General features: G+C 71.1%; 17 protein-coding genes and 2 tRNA genes. 14 read left to right on the forward strand and 5 right to left on the reverse strand.

The window, feature by feature from the left end; all coding sequences use genetic code 11:
- Window positions 1-128 precede the first annotated feature (128 nt).
- The 4 genes from PV679_RS01715 (at window position 129) to PV679_RS01730 (ending at window position 4,011) form a co-directional block, all read left to right on the forward strand.
- On the forward strand, window positions 129-641 hold the full coding sequence (locus PV679_RS01715) for a hypothetical protein (RefSeq protein ID WP_319678365.1): 513 nt from the start codon (window positions 129-131) through the stop codon (window positions 639-641).
- A gap of 171 nt (window positions 642-812) precedes the next feature.
- Window positions 813-2,096 carry a glutamate-5-semialdehyde dehydrogenase gene (locus PV679_RS01720; RefSeq protein WP_319678366.1) on the forward strand — a complete coding sequence of 428 codons (1,284 nt, stop codon included), beginning with the start codon at window positions 813-815 and terminating at the stop codon, window positions 2,094-2,096.
- Between the two features lie 111 nt (window positions 2,097-2,207).
- On the forward strand, window positions 2,208-2,795 hold the full coding sequence (locus PV679_RS01725) for a hypothetical protein (RefSeq protein ID WP_319678367.1): 588 nt from the start codon (window positions 2,208-2,210) through the stop codon (window positions 2,793-2,795).
- A gap of 109 nt (window positions 2,796-2,904) precedes the next feature.
- Entirely contained in the window at window positions 2,905-4,011 is a 1,107-nt protein-coding gene (locus PV679_RS01730; protein ID WP_319678368.1) for a hypothetical protein, read from the forward strand.
- A 36-nt stretch (window positions 4,012-4,047) separates the two neighbouring features.
- Here the strand turns inward: PV679_RS01730 and PV679_RS01735 are convergent, their stop codons facing one another.
- The gene (locus PV679_RS01735) at window positions 4,048-5,139 is read right to left on the reverse strand and encodes a M48 family metallopeptidase (RefSeq protein WP_319678369.1); all 1,092 of its coding nucleotides are present in this window, start codon (window positions 5,137-5,139) and stop codon (window positions 4,048-4,050) included.
- 150 nt (window positions 5,140-5,289) lie between these two features.
- Here PV679_RS01735 and PV679_RS01740 point away from each other — a divergent pair, with 150 nt between their 5' ends.
- The 7 genes from PV679_RS01740 (at window position 5,290) to PV679_RS01770 (ending at window position 9,570) form a co-directional block, all read left to right on the forward strand.
- A complete protein-coding gene (locus tag PV679_RS01740) occupies window positions 5,290-5,442 on the forward strand; it encodes a hypothetical protein (protein WP_319678370.1) in 153 nt (50 codons plus the stop codon).
- 84 nt (window positions 5,443-5,526) lie between these two features.
- Window positions 5,527-5,685: a hypothetical protein gene (locus tag PV679_RS01745; protein ID WP_319678371.1), complete on the forward strand. Its 159-nt coding sequence runs from the start codon at window positions 5,527-5,529 to the stop codon at window positions 5,683-5,685.
- 36 nt (window positions 5,686-5,721) lie between these two features.
- Window positions 5,722-6,357: a nicotinate-nucleotide adenylyltransferase gene (gene nadD, locus PV679_RS01750; RefSeq protein ID WP_319678372.1), complete on the forward strand. Its 636-nt coding sequence runs from the start codon at window positions 5,722-5,724 to the stop codon at window positions 6,355-6,357.
- A gap of 19 nt (window positions 6,358-6,376) precedes the next feature.
- Complete coding sequence (locus tag PV679_RS01755; protein WP_319678373.1) at window positions 6,377-8,197, forward strand: LCP family protein; 1,821 nt, start codon at window positions 6,377-6,379, stop codon at window positions 8,195-8,197.
- 124 nt (window positions 8,198-8,321) lie between these two features.
- On the forward strand, window positions 8,322-8,753 hold the full coding sequence (gene rsfS, locus PV679_RS01760; RefSeq protein WP_319678374.1) for a ribosome silencing factor: 432 nt from the start codon (window positions 8,322-8,324) through the stop codon (window positions 8,751-8,753).
- Window positions 8,750-9,403, forward strand: coding sequence for a histidine phosphatase family protein (locus tag PV679_RS01765; protein WP_319678513.1), 654 nt, complete (start codon window positions 8,750-8,752; stop codon window positions 9,401-9,403). The genes rsfS and PV679_RS01765 overlap by 4 nt, the downstream gene beginning before the upstream one ends.
- A gap of 94 nt (window positions 9,404-9,497) precedes the next feature.
- Window positions 9,498-9,570 (forward strand) — tRNA-Ala (locus PV679_RS01770).
- 176 nt (window positions 9,571-9,746) lie between these two features.
- On the opposite strand, the gene PV679_RS01775 is transcribed toward PV679_RS01770, so the two are convergent.
- Entirely contained in the window at window positions 9,747-10,619 is an 873-nt protein-coding gene (locus tag PV679_RS01775) for a helix-turn-helix transcriptional regulator (protein WP_319678375.1), read from the reverse strand.
- Window positions 10,620-10,713: 94 nt separating this feature from the next.
- Here PV679_RS01775 and PV679_RS01780 point away from each other — a divergent pair, with 94 nt between their 5' ends.
- Together PV679_RS01780 and PV679_RS01785 are read left to right on the forward strand one after the other, a co-directional pair.
- Complete coding sequence (locus PV679_RS01780) at window positions 10,714-12,177, forward strand: MFS transporter (RefSeq protein WP_319678376.1); 1,464 nt, start codon at window positions 10,714-10,716, stop codon at window positions 12,175-12,177.
- 277 nt (window positions 12,178-12,454) lie between these two features.
- Window positions 12,455-12,688, forward strand: coding sequence for a hypothetical protein (locus tag PV679_RS01785; RefSeq protein ID WP_319678377.1), 234 nt, complete (start codon window positions 12,455-12,457; stop codon window positions 12,686-12,688).
- Here PV679_RS01785 and PV679_RS01790 read toward each other — a convergent pair.
- Entirely contained in the window at window positions 12,667-13,929 is a 1,263-nt protein-coding gene (locus tag PV679_RS01790; RefSeq protein ID WP_319678378.1) for a glycosyltransferase 87 family protein, read from the reverse strand. The genes PV679_RS01785 and PV679_RS01790 overlap by 22 nt on opposite strands.
- A gap of 120 nt (window positions 13,930-14,049) precedes the next feature.
- Between PV679_RS01790 and PV679_RS01795 the strand changes: the two genes are divergently transcribed.
- A tRNA-Ala gene (locus tag PV679_RS01795) sits at window positions 14,050-14,122 on the forward strand.
- Window positions 14,123-14,242: 120 nt separating this feature from the next.
- Here the strand turns inward: PV679_RS01795 and PV679_RS01800 are convergent.
- The gene (locus PV679_RS01800; protein WP_319678379.1) at window positions 14,243-15,829 is read right to left on the reverse strand and encodes a ferredoxin; all 1,587 of its coding nucleotides are present in this window, start codon (window positions 15,827-15,829) and stop codon (window positions 14,243-14,245) included.
- The gene (locus PV679_RS01805) at window positions 15,826-17,307 is read right to left on the reverse strand and encodes a hypothetical protein (RefSeq protein WP_319678380.1); all 1,482 of its coding nucleotides are present in this window, start codon (window positions 17,305-17,307) and stop codon (window positions 15,826-15,828) included. The genes PV679_RS01800 and PV679_RS01805 overlap by 4 nt, the downstream gene beginning before the upstream one ends.
- Window positions 17,308-17,390: the final 83 nt, after the last annotated feature.

Here is a 17,390-nt window from a genome sequence, read left to right on the forward strand (position 1 = left end):
GCTGAAACCCCGGCCTTTGAACAGGGACCTTCAGTAAAACCGCCCCATGCCCTGCCCGGGACTGGTCAACTTTGTCCCAGGGATACAGGCGGGGTACAGCACGACCAACGCACAACAGGAGGCCGCTGGTGAGACGAGCGCGCCCGGGGGCGGTGTCCCGGACCGGGAGCACCGGCCACGGCCGGCGGGCAATGGCGGAAAAACGGGCCCTGACCAGCGTCGAAGCGGGAGAGGACTTCGGCGAGGAGCAGCAGCCGGAGCCCGTGTCGAGGACGGACGCGCGCGGGGAGGGGCGCCTGGTGTCGAAGCTCTGGCACATCACGCTCAGCGTCTCGGGCGCCGAGGCTCCGCTGACGGAGGTCCGGCGCGGTCTGGAACAGCTCGCTCATGACCATCCCTTCCTGCTGACCAGCCGGTACGCCAACGATCACGCGGAGATCCGCTACTGGGAGGAGGCCCGGGATCTGCACGACGCCGCCGCGGTGGCGCTGCGGCTCTGGGGCGAGCACCGGTCGACCGCGAAACTGCCGCCGTGGGAGATCGTGGGACTGGAGGTCATCGACCGGGAGACATACCACCAGCGCATCGCGGAGGGCTATGGCCCGCCGCCGGCCGCACCGGTCGGCGTCCATCCCTTCTGACCCTTCTGACGCGGCGCCGCTCCGCCGGAGCGGGCCTCGCCGTGCGGCAGGCATCGCGGCGTCTCAGCGGCGTCCCAGTGGCGTCCTCAAGGGACCGGCGCCGTCCCGCGAAGTGTCTCGGAGTACGGAATACGTGCGGAATGCTCCCAGCACGCGCACTACCCTGCGGGCATGACCTCGCTCTCGCCGTACGACAACCTCTCCCCGGTGACCAGGGCCGCCTACCGGTCCCGCGCCGCGGCTGCCGACATCGCGCCACTGCCGCGCGCGGCCAAGGACGACGCACTGCTGGCGATCGCGGACGCGCTGGAGGTCCGTACGCACGAGATCGTCACCGCCAACGCCGAGGACGTCGCGCGCGCCCGGGCGGCGGGCACCGGCGAGGCGATCATCGACCGGCTGACGCTGACGCCGGAGCGGGTGCGGGCCATCGCCGCCGACGTACGGGACGTGGCGGCGCTGCCCGACCCGGTCGGTGAGGTCGTCCGCGGCTCGACGCTGCCGAACGGCATCGACCTGCGCCAGGTGCGGGTGCCGCTCGGCGTGGTCGGGATCATCTACGAGGCCCGTCCCAATGTGACCGTGGACGCCGCCGCGCTCTGTCTGAAGTCGGGCAACGCGGTGCTGCTGCGCGGGTCCTCCTCCGCGATCTCCTCCAACACCGCGCTCGTGCGGGTGCTGCGCGACGCGGTCGGCGGCGCCGGACTGCCCGCCGACGCCGTGCAGCTCGTGCCCGGCGAGGGCCGGGAGTCCGTGCGGGAGCTGATGCGGGCCCGCGGGCTCGTCGACGTGCTCATCCCGCGCGGCGGCGCCTCCCTGATCCGTACGGTCGTCGAGGAGTCCACCGTGCCCGTCATCGAGACCGGCACCGGCAACTGCCATGTGTATGTGGACGCCGAGACCGATCTCGCGATGGCCGTCGACATCCTGATCAACTCCAAGGCGCAGCGGCCCAGCGTCTGCAACGCGGCCGAGACGCTCCTCGTCCACCAGGACATCGCGGCCGAGTTCCTGCCGCTCGCGCTGGACGCGCTCGCCGGCGCCGGAGTCACGGTCCACGCCGACGAGCGCGTACTGGTCCACGCCGAGGGCACGAAGGCGACGGTCGTGGCGGCCACTCCCGACGACTGGGAGACCGAATACCTCTCGTACGACATCGCCGCCGCGGTCGTCGACTCGCTGGACGCGGCCGTCGCGCACATCCGGCTCTGGTCGTCGGGCCACACGGAGGCGATCGTCACCACCTCGCAGGCCGCCGCCCGCCGTTTCACCCAGTTGGTGGATTCCACGACGGTCGCTGTCAACGCGTCCACGCGGTTCACGGACGGTGGCCAGTTCGGCTTCGGCGCCGAGATCGGAATCTCCACGCAGAAGCTGCACGCGCGAGGGCCGATGGGACTGCCGGAGCTGACCTCGACGAAGTACATCGTGACCGGCGACGGTCACACCCGGTAGGCGCCGGTGCGGTGGCGAGTGCGGTGGCGGCTGCCGGGGCCGCGTCGGAGGGACCGGGGAGAGTTCGGACTCCGCCTGCCCAAAACGACATCCCCGGTTTACCCTGAGGATGTGCCGGACGACGTGGGGGGCAGGCCGTTCCCGGACGGCTGGGAGCCCGACGACGACCGCGGAGGCGCGGACGAGGACTTCGCCTCCGTGGTGTTCGACGAGGACTTCATCAGATCCGCCACCATCCGTGAACCCTCAGCCGTGGAGCGCCTGTTGGCGGCCGCCCAGGCGCGGGCCGAGGCCGAGGCCGCCCGCGCGCGCTCCGGCGGCGGACCGCCGGAGGACGAGCTCCCCGACGAGCTGTACGGCCCCGACGCGTACGGCCGGGACGGCGCCTACGACGGTGAGTACGACCCCGACGACCCGTACTCGGCGACGGGACCGTACGGACGCCATGGCGGCGCTCTGCGCCCGTACCGCGGCACCGCCCGCTGGCACCGCCCGGTTGCCTGGCTGCTCGCGCTGCTGATGGGAATCGGGATGGTCGCGCTCGCCTTCACGGCCGTCTACCGCGGTGCCTCGGACAGCCGCGACGACCGGGTGCCGCATCCGGCCAGGACCGGCATCGACACCCCGGGTCCGGTGGGCCCGTCGGCCACCGTGGACTACACCGCGCCATCCATTCCCGCCGTGCCCCGCACGCCCTGAACTCGTCCCGGATTCCCGGGTCACACCCCGAACGGCGCAGCGCCGGCCCACCGGAAGCCGACTGGTCGCTCAGCGTTTACGTTCCGCTTCGCCGACCTACTCTGAAGGTATGGCAGGGCGCGGAGACCCACCCGAAGGGGAACCTGAGGGGCTCCCCGGCGGAGGCGACGACGAGTACCGTTCCGTCGTCTTCGACGAATCGTTCATCCGCGCTGCCCGCCTCCAGGAACTCTCGGCGCGGGAGCGGATGGCGGACCACGCCCATGCCGTACGGCGCGTGCCGCCGGCCGCGTCGAGGAGACGGCGCGCGGCACGCATCAGACACGGCTCACGCCGGCTTCTGCTGCTCTTCCTGGTGGTGGTGCTGGCCTTCGGCACGGCGATCTATCTCGGCGTCCGCAGTCCCTACCGGCCGCAGCTCGGACGGGCCGTGGACCAGCTACGGATGACCGTGATCCCGCTGGTGCCCACGGGACGGGTGCCGGGCGGCGCTCCCGACGATCTCATCCAGCGCAGCCCGGCCGCGCAGTTCCGGGTGGGCGCCTCCGGGATCACACTGCCGGCGGTCCGCAGCACCGAGAACTTCTCGCAGGGCCAGGTGCTGGCCGCGCTGACCACCGCCAAGGAGTATCTCGTCGCGTCCTCGCTGGACCCGGACGTCCTCGCCGGCCGTTCCGTACGGCCGGTACGGCTGCTCCTCGCCCAGCAGCAACTCGCGCAGTTCGACCGGAGCTTCGCCGCGCCGGCCGACGACGGCAGGCACGCCCCGGTGGGCTGGCTGGTGCGCTTCGACGCCGGCAAGGTGGCGCAGGCCGGCAGCGGTGTGCGCGTCCAGGGCACACTGCGCTACGAGGAGACCACGGCCGGCACGCTGGAGGTGTTCTCGGACCATGTGTTCGTCTACGCGCTGCGGCCGGCCGCAGCCACGGCGCTGCCGGTCAGGGACGCCTCGCTGTTCACCGTCCGGCGCGGGCTGCGTCTGCGCTTCGACCGGGACGCTCTCCAGACGCACCGTGTGGAGCTGCTGCTCAGCGAGGTCCAGGCGGGCCCTCAGGCCTGCTCCGCGCAGCCGCCGAGGACGCTGCGTCCGCTGCTGGCCGGAGAGCAGGCCAAGCCCGGCGACCCGGCCGGCACCGATCCCTATCGGACGGGCCAGGCCGGCATCGCTCTCTGTGGCGCGCTGTCCCGGAAGGCCCAGCCGAGCCCGGCCGTCTGAGCGGAGCGGCCGGACCTGCCGGGACACCCGATGCGATCAGCCCCGGTCCTCGCCGTCCCGGGGAGCGCCGCCGTTCCCACCGGCCGTACCGCCACCGCCGGTGAACCTGTCGCGGAGTCTGCCGCCCAGGTCGCCCGCGCCTCCGGCGATGTCACCGACCAGCTTCATCAGCGGGTCCTTGCTGCCGCGGACCGTGTCCGCGTAGTGCGCCGCGGAGTCACGGAAGGAGTCCGACACCGAGGTGTCCTTGTCCTCCTCGCGGCGCGGGTAGTGGCCGTCCATGATCCGCTGGTAGTCGCGGCTCTCGGCCCACTTCTTCAGCTCGGCGGCACGCACCGTGGTGAAGGGATGCGTGCGCGGCAGCACATTGAGGATCTTGAGCACGGAGTCGCGCAGATCGCCGCCCGCCTCGTACTCGGCGGCCTGCTCCAGGAACGCGTCGACGTTCATCTCATGCAGGTGGTTGCCACCGGCGATCTTCATCAGCCCGCGCATCGACGCCTGCGGATCCTGTCCGACCAGCAGCCCCGCCCGGTCCGCCGACAGCTCCGACTTACGGAACCACTCCCGCAGCGCCGTCACGATCGCCATGATCGCGACATTGCCCAGCGGGATCCACGCGACCTTGACCGCGAGACCGGTGAGAAAGAGCAGGATCGTGCGGTAGACGGAGTGACCGGAGAGAGCGTGGCCCACCTCATGGCCCACGACCGCCCGCATCTCCTCCTCGTCGAGCAGCTCGACCAGCCCGGTGGTGACCACGATGATCGGCTCGTCCAGGCCGATGCACATCGCGTTGGGCCGAGGATCCTGCGTCACGTACATCAGCGGGACCTTCTCCAGGTCCAGGACCTGGCAGGCGTCCAGCAGCATGGCGTGCAGATGGGCGAACTGGGCGTCGCCGACCCGTACGGAGTCGGAGAGGAAGAGCAGCCGCAGGCTCCGCTCCGGCAGCAGCGCGCTCAGCGCCTTGAACACCGTGTCGAAGCCGCTGAGCCTGCGCAGGGCCACCAGCGCCGAACGGTCCGCGGGATGTTCGTACGCCCGCGAGGAAATGCCCGGGAAGCTCCTGCGCCGTCTGCTCGGCGTGTTCTCGTGAGCCGCTGCCTCGTGACTGTCTTCGGTCATGGATGTCCCCTGTTTCTACGAGTCCAAGGCTCGTCCCCCTGCCGAATCCCAGCCTAGGCGCTGGGGCTACGGTGTGGAGGGGGCCTGTGGCCGTGTTCCCGGGAGAGGACCCCGGGCGCCGGCCGGAAAAGACCGAGGAGCACACCCGATATGCCGGAAGCCGCCACACTGCTCGCCGTGGCATCGGATCAGCAGGGACCGGGCGATACGCTGCGGATCGTGCTGCTCGTCTCGCTGGTCGGAGCCGCCCTGCTCGCGTGGTTCCTGCTGCGCGGATACCGCGACAACGACCACAAGGACTGAGTCGGCGTGAGCGCGCCCAGGACACCCGCATACGATGTGCGCGAAGTCTCCGCTCCGACTCCCGATCGATAGGGCCTGCTGAAGATGAGCCTCACCGGCACCGCCGCCAACCTGGTCACGCTCGCCGAGGGCGGCGAAGGCGGCAACCACGAAAGCCTCAGCCCGTACCTCACCGGCGGCGGGGCGCTGTTCGCGCTGCTCCTGCTGCTGTGGATCACCACTCGCTTCAACCGCGACCGCTGAGGCGGGGCCTTCACCTCGTGCCAGTAGGCTCCACGCATGGGAGAGCAGCAATCGCCCACCGGTCCCCGTCCCGGAACCGGTCGCGGCAAACGCCGAATCGGCGTGATGGGCGGGACATTCGATCCGATCCATCATGGACACCTGGTGGCGGCCAGTGAAGTGGCCGCCCATTTCCACCTCGACGAGGTGGTGTTCATGCCGACCGGGCAGCCGTGGCAGAAGAGTCAGCAGCATGTCTCTCCCGCCGAGGACCGCTATCTGATGACGGTCATCGCCACGGCGTCCAATCCGCAGTTCTCGGTCAGCCGCAGCGACATCGACCGCGGCGGCCCGACCTACACGATCGATACGCTGCGGGATCTGAGGGCCGTTCACGCCGACGCCGATCTCTTCTTCATCACCGGAGCCGACGCGCTCTCACAGATTCTGACCTGGCGGGACCACGAAGAGCTGTTCTCGCTCGCCCATTTCATCGGAGTGACCCGGCCGGGACACGATCTGACGGACGACGGCCTGCCGAAGGGCGGCGTCTCCCTGGTGGAGGTGCCCGCGCTGGCGATCTCTTCGACCGACTGCCGGGAGAGGGTCGCGAAGGGCGATCCGGTCTGGTACCTGGTGCCGGACGGTGTCGTGCGCTACATCGACAAGCGGCAGTTGTACCGCGGCCAGTGAGCCAGGGAGAGGGGCACCGGTGAACGACCAGCAGCAGCCGTACGATCCGTACGACCCGTATTACACGCAGCCGCGGATCGTCGGCTACGACGAGTACGGGCAGCCGGTGTACCAGCAGCCTCAGTCACAGCAGCCTCAGTCACAGCAGCCTCAGCCACAGCAGCCTCAGTCACAGCAGCAGTACGACGCCTACGGACAGCCGCGACAGCCGCAGGGCCAGCAGCAGGGTTACGGATACGACCCGTACGCCGAGCCCCAGCAGCCCGGACACCCGCAGCAGCCTCAGCAGCCGTACGACCCCTACGCGCAGCAGCCGGGATCCCAGCAGCAGGGTTACGGATACGACGGATACGGCTACGACACCGGCGAGCAGGCCGCGTACGACACCGGCCGGCAGCAGCCCGTCGCCGTCGACACCACCCAGCAGTGGAACATCCCGCAGCAACAGCAACAGCAACAGCAACAGCAACAGCAACAGCAACAGCCGTCGGCGCGGCAGCAGCAGCACGCGCCGGACACGGCCGAGGAGCCGGCGGCCGAGCAGGCCGCCGTACCCGGGCAGCGGCGTCCCGCCGGTGAGGACGACCGCGACGGCACCGAGCAGTTCGCCTTCACCGAGGAGCCCGACGAGGACTCCGAAGACGTCATCGACTGGCTCAAGTTCACCGAGAGCCGCTCCGAGCGGCGCGAGGAGGCCAGGCGCCGCGGCCGTAGCCGCGTCGTGGCCCTTGTCGTCGTGCTGGCCCTGGTGATCGCGGGAGGTGTCGGTTACCTCTGGTACGCCGGCAAGCTGCCGGGCACGTCCGCCACGAGCGAGAAGAAGGCCGTCGCCGCGGGACCGCAGAAGCGCGATGTGATCGTGGTCCATCTGCACAACACCAAGGCGAAGGGCACCTCCACGGCGCTGCTGGTCAACAACTCCACGACCGGCCAGGGCACCACCGTCCTGCTGCCCAACTCCCTCTCCGTCGCCGATGACGACGGCGTCTCCACCACTCTCGGCGAGTCCGTCGACGACGACGGCTCGGACGGCACCCGCGACGCCATCGGCACTCTCCTCGGCACCAAGATCTCCGGCACCTGGCGGCTCGACACTCCTTATCTGGACAATCTCGTCGAAATGGTCGGCGCCATCGACCTGACCACCGACATCGAGGTGCCGGCCGCCAAGAAGGGCGAGCAGCCGGTCGTCAGGAAGGGCGAGAACCAGACGCTCAGCGGGCGGATGGCGGTCGCGTACGCCACCTACCGCGGGCCCGGCGAGCCCGAGTCCAAGCAGCTCCAGCGCTTCGGCCAGGTCCTCCAGGGCGTTCTGCGCAAGCTCTCGGACGACTCCAGGGCCACGACCGTGACCGTCCAGACGTTGGCGCAGATCCTCGACCCGTCCCTGACCGAGGCCGACCTCGGCGCCGCGCTGGCCAAGCTCGCCGGGCACGCCAAGGTGGGCGACTACAAGACGACCGTCCTGCCCGTCGGGCCGGACGGCACACTCAGCGAGCAGGACGCCGAGGTTGTGGTCAAGGACATCCTGGGCGGCTCGGTCAGCGCGCCCGAGCCCGGCGCGATTGCGCGGGTCGGTGTGAAGAACGCCAGCGGCGACCAGGACGCGGCGGAGTCCGCCCGGGTGTCACTGGTCAACGGCGGCTATGGCTTCGTGGACGCGGGTACGGGCAGCGCGGTGGCGTCCTCGCAGGTCACCTATGGTGACGCGGCGAAGAAGGAGGACGCGGAAGAGGTCGCCAAGACGCTCGGTCTGCCGGCGAGCGCCGTAAAGAAGGACAAGGCCGCTCCGAACGCCGATGTCTCCGTCGTCCTGGGCCAGGACTACGAGGTCAAATAGGCCGTGCCGCGCCGGGAACCGCCGTGGACCGCCGTGCGGCCGGCCCCGTGCCGGTCGGCTGTGCTCGCTGTCGGCGGTCCGTGAGATCCTTGGTATCTCTACGACCGCCGACGAAAGCCTGCTTGTGACCGCTACTGATCGTTCCATCGAGCTCGTCAACGCCGCCGCCCAGGCGGCCGCGGACCGGCTCGCGCACGACATCATCGCGTACGACGTCAGCGATGTGCTGTCGATCACCGATGCCTTCCTGCTCGCCTCCGCGCCCAACGACCGCCAGGTCAAGTCGATCGTCGACGAGATCGAGGAGCGGCTCCAGAAGGAGCTCGGCGTCAAGCCGGTCCGCCGTGAGGGCGACCGCGACGCCCGCTGGATCCTCCTCGACTATGTCGACATCGTCGTGCATGTACAGCACAGCGAGGAGCGTGTCTTCTACGCTCTGGAGCGGCTGTGGAAGGACTGCCCCGAGCTCTCGCTGCCCGAGGACGCCGTCAAGACCCGTGGTAAGGCCGAGGAGCACGCGGGGATCGTCGGTGACGCGGACGGTGAGCTGAGCTGAACGGCAGCGGAGGCGGCAGAGGCCGCCGCATTGTCCTGTGGCGGCACGGCCAGACGGCCTGGAATCTGGAGCGCCGCTTCCAGGGCACCACGGACATCGAGCTGACCACCGAAGGCGTCGCACAGGCCCGCCGGGCCGCCCGGCTGCTGGCCCCGCTGAGGCCGGACGCGATCGTCGCCTCCGATCTGCGGCGGGCCATGGCCACGGCCGGTGAGCTGGCCGCGATCACCGGGCTCGACATCTCGTACGACTCCGGACTCCGCGAGACCTTCGCGGGCGCCTGGCAGGGACTGACCCATGAAGAGATCGTGGGGCAGTACGGCGAGCAGTACGCGGCGTGGAAGCGTGGCGAGCCGGTGCGGCGCGGCGGCGGTGAGCTGGAGACCGAGGTCGCCGACCGGGCCGCGCCCGTCGTGCTCCACCACGCCGAGAAGCTGCCCGACAACGGCACGCTCGTGGTGGTCAGCCACGGCGGCACGATCCGCACCACGATCGGCCGTCTGCTGGGCCTGGAAGCGCATCACTGGGAAGGGCTCGGCGGGCTCTCCAACTGCTCCTGGTCGGTCCTCGGCGAGGGCGCGCGCGGCTGGCGGCTGCTGGAGCACAACGCGGGGACGCTGCCGGAACCAGTCCTCGGCGACGACGACTGAGCGGCCTGGTCCGGCGACCGGCCCGGATTTCACTTTCCGGCAGGTCGCAGGCTAAAGTTCTTCTTGTTCGCGGCGCGGTGCGCGGAGAACACGAGGGGCTATAGCTCAGTTGGTAGAGCGCCTGCATGGCATGCAGGAGGTCAGGAGTTCAATTCTCCTTAGCTCCACAATCAGCTTCACCATCCGGATCCCGTCCCCAGCAAGGGACGGGATTTCTGTTTTCCGGCTCCGATCCGCCGGTCCGATTCCGCCGAGTCTGATTCCGCTGGTCTGATTCCGGCTGTCCGGATCCGATCCGTGCGGCCTTGACTTCCTCGGCCGCCGGTGCCTGGAGCGCGGGCGCTCAGACCGGGCGCCGTCCGGCCCGCAGCGCGTCCGTCCGCAGCCGGCTCTCCTCGTCGGCCGGTGTGTAGACCACGATCCGGCACTCCGGCATGCCGTTGATCGACAGCGAGACCGAGGTCATACGTATCTCACCGACCTCGGCCTGCTGGAAGGTCTTCACCCGAGGACCAGACGGCGCCACATCCCCGCCGCGCCACAGCTCGGCGAAGCGCGGGCTGGCCGCCGAGAGCCGGTGCACGAACGACTCCCACACGGGCTCGCCGACATGCCGTCCGTACGCGGCGCGGACCGTCGCCACCATCACCGGCAGCTCTCGGTCCGGATAGACCAGCGGACAGTTCGCCTCCGCCACGGTGAACAGGATCCACAGCACATTGGGCACGGCGGACTCCGGCGTCACCCGGAGGTCGAAGAGATCGCCGTAGGCGTTGTTGGCCGCCAGGACGTCGTACCGCGCGTTGTACACCACCGCCGGATGCGGATCGAGCGCGTCGATGATGCCCTGGATCTCGGGGCCGACGCCGTCCGCGTCCGCCTGCGAATCCGCTTCGTGCGGCACCTCCGCGAGATGGTAGAGATGCTCCCGCTCGGTCCCGTCGAGCCGCAGAGTGCGCGCCACCGCGTCGAGCACCTGCGCCGACGCGTTGATCGGACGGCCCTGCTCCAGCCAGGTGTACCAGGTCACACCGACACCGGAGAGCTGGGCGACCTCCTCGCGGCGCAGTCCCGGCGTGCGTCGGCGCAGCCCCGGCGGCATACCGACATCGGCGGGCGTCACTCTCGCCCGGCGGCTGCGCAGAAAGGCCGCCAGCTCGGGTCTGCGGCGCCGGCTCGCCGTCCGCTGCGAGGTCATCGTGGTCACGCCCCTCATCGTGCGCTCGTGGGCCGGTGCTTGCCAGGTGCTGCCAGTACCAGCATCAGCGGGCTCTCGTTACCCGTACCGGGACGCCCTCAGGCTCGGTGCCATGACGACGACCTCATCGGAAACTCCGCTACTCAGTAAAGACGACGGCACTGACAGAGGACCCGGTCTGCTGCTCGCGGTGGTGCTCGCGGCCCAGTTCATGGCGCTGCTCGACGTCTTCATCGTCAATGTGGCGGCCCCTACGATCCGCGCGGAGCTCCATGCCTCCGGCGCCGGACTCCAGATGGTGATCGCCGGTTACACCATCTCGTACGCCGTGCTCCTGATCACCGGCGCCAGGCTCGGCGATCTGCTGGGCCACCGCCGGGCGTATCTCGGCGGTCTCGCGGTCTTCACCGCCGCCTCGCTCGCCTGCGGACTGGCCTCGGGCACCGGGCAGTTGACCGCCTTCCGGCTGGTCCAGGGCGCGGGCGCGGCGCTGATGATCCCGCAGGTACTCAGCCTGATCCAGCGGAACTTCACCGGCGAGGGACGCGGACGCGCGCTCGGCGCCTACGCGGCCGTGCTCGCCACCGGGGCCGCGGCCGGGCAGGTCGCCGGCGGGCTGCTGGTCAGCGCCGATCTCTTCGGGACGAGCTGGCGGCCGGTCTTCCTGGTCAATGTGCCGATCGGTCTTGTCCTGCTGGTCCTGGGCGCCCGCGTGCTGCCGAAGGACCGGGGCGGCGAGCCGGAGCGGACCCGCGGCCTCGATCTGCCCGGACTGGTGCTGCTGGCCGCGGCGGTCTCGCTCCTCACCGTCCCGCTGGTCCTCGGCCAGGAGGAGGACTGGCCGGTCTGGACCTGGGTCTCGCTGGCCGCCGCCGGTGTGTTCTTCGGCTGCTTCCTCGTCTTCGAGTCCCGGCTCGCCCGGCGCGGCGGCGCGCCGCTGATCGCGCCGCGTGTGCTGCGCATCCCCGGGATGGGTCTGGCGGCCCTGCGGATCCTGCTGGTGATGGCGGTGAACGCGGGCTTCCTCTTCACCCTCACCCTCTACGTCCAGGGCGGACTCGGCTACAGCCCGCTGCGCGCGGGACTGACCTTCGCGCCGACCGCCGTGCTCTTCGGACTGGTCGGACTGACCTGGCGGCGCTGGCCCGGACGGCTCCAAAGGGCCCTGATCCCGGGCGGGTTCGCGCTGACGGCGGTCTCCAGTGTCGCGGTGGGCTGGGTGCTGCGCGACATCGGTGACGGCGGAATCGCGATGTATCTCGCTCTGATCGGTTTCGGCGCGGGAATGTCTCTCGGGTTCAGTCCCACGCTGACGGGCGCGCTGGCGACCGTACGGCCGGAGGACGCCGCGGACGCCAGTGGGCTGCTGGCGACCGTCACCCAGCTCGGACAGCTCATCGGTATCGCGACATTCGGGACACTCTTCCTGAACCGGCTGGAGGCATGGGGACCCGGCGCGTCGGCCGACACGATGTGGGTCTGCGCTCTGGCGCTCGCCGGCACGGCGGTCCTCGGCGCGGTGGCCGGGACGGCCGGCGCCGTGCGGCGTCCGTCCCGGCTCCGGCGTCCGGTATGAGCCTTCGTCTGCCTTCGTCGGCGGGTACTTTCGGGCTGACCCTCTTGCGCGGGCGTGGCAGAATCGGACGGCCGGAGGGACGAAGGACCGGGCCGGGAGGGAGAGCGTGTTGTCCGCCAGCAGCATCGAGGAGTCCGATGGCCTGCTTGTCCCGGCGGAGGTGCTCACCTGCCTAAACTGTCCCTCGTGCGGTTCGTCCCAGGTGGCCCAGGTGCTCGGTGACAATGGCGGGATTTCCTACGTGTGCACGGCCTGCGGCCATAGCTGGAGCTGATTGATGGGTGCACACAGGCGTAAATGCGACTGGTGTGGCAGTGGTACGCCGATCGTCCGGGACATGGACCCGCTCAATCCCGATTTCCAGTACTGGTGCGAGGAGTGCGCGCGGGCACTGATCATCAAGGGCGATCCCATCGAGACCTACCGGGAGTTGGAGGGAGAGCCGATCTACGGCCGCCTCCTCGACGAGCACTGCACTCTCAAGCGGTTCTACTCGTTCGCCACCGCCTGACCGCTCCGGCGCCGCCCGGGCACGTAGACCTGGACGGCCACCTGTCCGAGCACGGCCAGGGCCGTCAGTGGATACAGCGCGGAAAGCGTCATCTCGGCGCCGGACTGCGTCAGTTCGGGCCCGCCGGGGCCGTGCGGCACCCACCACAGGGCGTACGAGCAGAAGACCAGCCCGGCCGCCGCCGCCCACCGGGCCCGCGCGCTACCGGCCACGAACAACACCATCGGGACACACCACACCCAGTGGTGCGACCAGGAGACCGGACTGATCAGCAGCGCCGTGGCCGCACACGCCGCCATCGCTCCGGCGCGCTCCCCGCGCAGCGCCGCGCCGACCGCGACCGTGAGGCCGGCCGCCGCCACCACGGCCGCCGTTCCGGCCCACCAGAGCGCGGGATCGCCGGTGCTCAGCAGCCGGGCCAGCACTCCGCGCAGTGACTGGTTGGCGGTGCTTTCGGCCCGGCCCACCCGGTCCGCTTCGAAGAGCGCCGAGGTCCAGAAGCGGAGTGAGTCGCGCGGCAGGACGACGGCGGCCGTGAGCGTCGCGGCGCCGAAGACCGCGGCCGCCGTCGCGGCCTGCCGCAGCCACGGATTCCAGCGCCGGCCCGCACGCCGGGCCTGTAGCAACCCAACAAGAAGCGGCAGCACGGCGAAGAGCGCGGGAGTGAGCTTGACGGCGGCCGCCAGGCCGATGCCCACTCCGGCCCAGCGGTGGCCGTCCCGCCGCGAGAGATCCCACAGCACGGCCGTCGCGAGCAGCAGATTGATCTGTCCGTAGCGCAGCGTCGTCCAGACCGGCTCGCACCAGACGGCCGCTGAGGCCACCCATAACGCGGTGATCCAGAGGGTGGTCCCGGCCGGACACCGGCCGGTGCGCCGGAGCGTCAGCCGCAGCGAGAACCGTACGAACACAACAAGAAGCAGCAGATTCCCGGCGGTGGCGAGCGTACGCAGCCCGGGAACGCCGGGCAGGGTGAGCGCGGTGAACAGCAGTGCGGCGAACGGCGGATAGGTCGTCGGGAGTCGCGCGGCGGTCGCCCGCATCGCGTAGAGATCCTGGCCGTCGAGCACCGCCCGGCCCTCGGCGCGGTAGACCATCAGGTCGATTATCGATACTCCGGCGGCGCGCTGCGCCGTCCAGAACGCCGCGAAGGACATCAGACAGACTGACGCCGCGAGCAGGAGGGAACGCCGCGCGGGCGCGCCTCGGGTGGTGCTCTGAGTGAGTGCGGGGACGGTCACGAAGGGCGACAGTACCGGGCGTATCGGTGCAGACCGGAAACGATTTGGTAGTGGGCCGGAGGGACCGTGTAATGTTGGCGATGCCGCCGAGGGGAGAGCCCGGGAGTCGGCACATCGCACGGGGCTATAGCTCAGTTGGTAGAGCGCCTGCATGGCATGCAGGAGGTCAGGAGTTCAATTCTCCTTAGCTCCACAGCGGAATCCCGGACAGGGATTCGGAGATGTACGAGAAGCGGGCCATCCGATCCGGATGGCCCGCTTCTTTCATGTGTGCCCGCTTCGTGTCATCGGTGGAGGTGGTGTCCCGGCCGGCTCAACCGCGCCCGGGGCCCAGGGCCTTGCGGCCGCCGGCGGGCGGCAGTGCGGCGGGAGCGGGCCGCGCGGCGGCGGGCTGCTCGATCCGGAGCGCGAGCGCGGGACACCGGCGCACGGCGCGCTGGGCGCGTCCGCGCAGATGCATCGGAACGGACGCGTCCGCCAGCGCCGGATAGCCGTCGGGGCCGAGCCTGATCAGCTCGGGCACGATGTCCGCGCAGAGGCCGTGGCCCTGGCAGAGCGTCCAGTCCACCGCGAGCTTCTCACCGCTCGGAATGGACTCCTCCGCGTCCTGGTAGCCGGGCGCGGGCAGCGGCAGCACACCGGTCGTCTCACGCCCGCAGCCGCCGTCCAGCACATGCGCGGCGAGATCGTCCGTGAACGCCGACAGTGTGGAGGCGAAGAAGCGCGCGGAGCCGTCAGGGTGCTTGCAGGCGCCTCGGCCCTTGACCGCCTGGGTCACGGTACGCAGCGCTTCCAGCGCGGCCGGGCCGCCGCCGTTCATGACGTCCGACAGACCGCCCGCCGCCGCCGGCAGGCCGAGCTTGCAGGGACCGCACTGGCCGGCCGTCTCGGCCGCGAGCCAGTTGGCGACCCGTAGCGCCTCGCCCAGCGGGCAGGTCTCGGGACCGATCGGCAGGATCGCGCCCGCGCCCAGCGAACCGCCCACGGCCGCGAGGGACTCGCGCGAGATGACGGCCTCGTGGGCGGCCACCGCGTCGATCCAGTTGCCGTGGTAGCCGCCGGTCAGCACTCCTTGCGGCAGCGGCGGTGCGCCCGCCATCTGGAGGACGTACCGCATCGGCACACCCGTGGGCACCTCGATGACCATCGGACGGGCGACCGCGCCGGAGACGGTGAGCAGGACCGTGCCGGGCTCGGAGTCGAGGCCGGTGTGGCCGTAGCGGCGGGCGCCGAGCCGGGCGCCGACGGCGAGGTGCGCGTAGGTCTCGGCGTTGGACAGCAGCGTCGGAGCGCCGCCGACGCCGGACTCGGCGGCGCGCTCACGGCGGCCGGGAGGCAGCGCGGGACCGCCGCCCGCGGCGCGGATCACGGCGGATGCCTCGCCGGAGACCATGCGCTCGGGAGTACGGACGACCCGTGCTCGCAGCCGCTGGCCGCGGCGGTCGGACAGACCGCGCTCGGCGAGAGCGGCCCGGATCGAGAGCTCGGTGGAGTTCCTGGTGACGGCGACGATCAGGGTGCGGGCGCCGAGCGCCTCGGCGGCGAGCAGCGCACCGTCGAGGATGAGATGCGGCGCGCGGTTGAGCAGCACGGTGTCCTTGCGGCAGGCGGGCTCGCCCTCGCTGCCGTTGATCACGACGACGGGCCGCGTTCCGCGGCGGATCGAGGCCGTGGCGACCGCCCGCAGCTTCTTGCCGAAAGGAAATCCCGCGCCGCCTCGGCCGCGCAGGGACATGTTCTCGGTGAGCTGGGCCAGCCGTTCTCCCGACATCGGCTCCAGCGGGCCGTGCACCTTGAGGTGCATGGCGAGGTCAAGACGCTCGACCAGGTCGAACCCCTGCGTGAGCTGGGGCAGGCCGACGACGCGGACTTCGGGGACGTCGGGGAGAGGGACGTTCACGGTCGGTCTCCTGCGGGTGCGTGCCAGGGTTCCCCGGCCGGGGGCGGATAGAGCGGGCCGGAGGGGGACGGAGGGGCTGAGGCCGGCGTCCGGCCGTCCTGGACGGGGACGGCGCCGGTGTCGTACGGGGACGGGGCGTCGGGGCCGTAGGCGGGGACGGCGCCGGTGTCGTACGGAGAGGTGGTGGCGTGCCGCGGCGGGAGGGCGCCGGTGTCGTACGCGGGCGTCGCGCCGCTGTCGTACGGGGGAACGGCGCCGCTGTCGTACAGCGGTGGCGCGGGCGGAGCGAATGCCTGCGCGGGCACCGGAGGCGAGGGCGCCGGCCAGGAACCGGGCCTGCCCGTGGGCTCGTTGGAGACGACCGGGAGCTCCTCGGTCATGGGGATACGTTCGGCGAGCGGTATCTCTCCGGTCGGCGGAGGTGTCACCGGAATCCGCGCGGTCCGATCGTTTCCCGGATCGCCGGCCAGCGAGACCGCGCGATACCCGGCCGCGATACCCGGCCCAGGGACCGGATCCGCGCCCGCGCCCGGGAAGGGACCGGTGTCCGGATCGTCCGGCCGGCCGGTGCCGGTGCCGGTGCCGGTGAAGGTGCCTGGGAAGGTGTCGGCGGCGGGACGCGCGGCCTCGTACAGCGGCGGGGCCGGAGCGGCGAGCCGCGGCGGCGTCCGCGGCCCGCCGAGGCGCCGCGCCGTCGTCCGCGCCGACATGGCCGGTTCGCGCTGGAGCCACTGGTCGTACTCGGTCTCCGGCGCGGGGCCCGTCGCGCCGGGAAGCGGATCGGCCGAGGGATCGCGCCGGGTCCGCTCGGCCGCCGGTGTCTCACGGACGGCGCCGGTCAGGACGGCGATCCGGTCGGCGACGCGGCGCTGGAGCGGACGCGGAAGAAGCCGTAGCGACACGGCCGAGGCGACTCCGACGAGGGACAGGCAGTACATCGTGGTCACCCAGGTCGCCGGGGCGCGGCCCGCGTAGAGGCCGTGCATCAGGGCGAAGCACCACGCCGGATAGGCCAGCATGTGCGTCGCACGCCAGCGGCCGGCGATCCGGCCGGGCACGGCGAAGGCGCTGCGCAGCGCGCCGGTCGTGGCGGCGACGATCATCAGCAGCCCGGCGAGCGAACCGAGGCCGATGAGGCCGTCCGTACCGGAGACACCGAGGCCGAACGGCACCAGGGCACCGATCAGCGCGACATGCCCGAGTGTGACCTTGACGGTGACGTGCAGCACCAGAAAGCCGAGCGAGGCGACCGCCGTCGCCCGGTGGACGCCCTGCGCGAGCAGCCGGTGGCGCGGAGAGAGCAGCAGCCGGTCGGTGGCTATCAGGCCCCAGGCGACGGCCGCGGTCAGGGAAAGCAGCGACAGCACTCCGGTGGTGAAATCGAGCGCGGCGCGGAAGGCGTCACCGGCGGCGACGGCGAGCAGCGGTACCAGCACCAGCGCGGCGACGGTGAGTCCGCCTTTTATCTGCCGGCTCATGCGGTCGTTCAGGTTGCGCGACGAGCGGAAAGTGCGAGGAGGGTTCATGGGGGGCGACTCCGAATGGCTCGGGAAAGCGGTCC

The organism is Streptomyces sp. AK02-01A (genome assembly GCF_033795305.1).
Classification (GTDB): domain Bacteria; phylum Actinomycetota; class Actinomycetes; order Streptomycetales; family Streptomycetaceae; genus Streptomyces.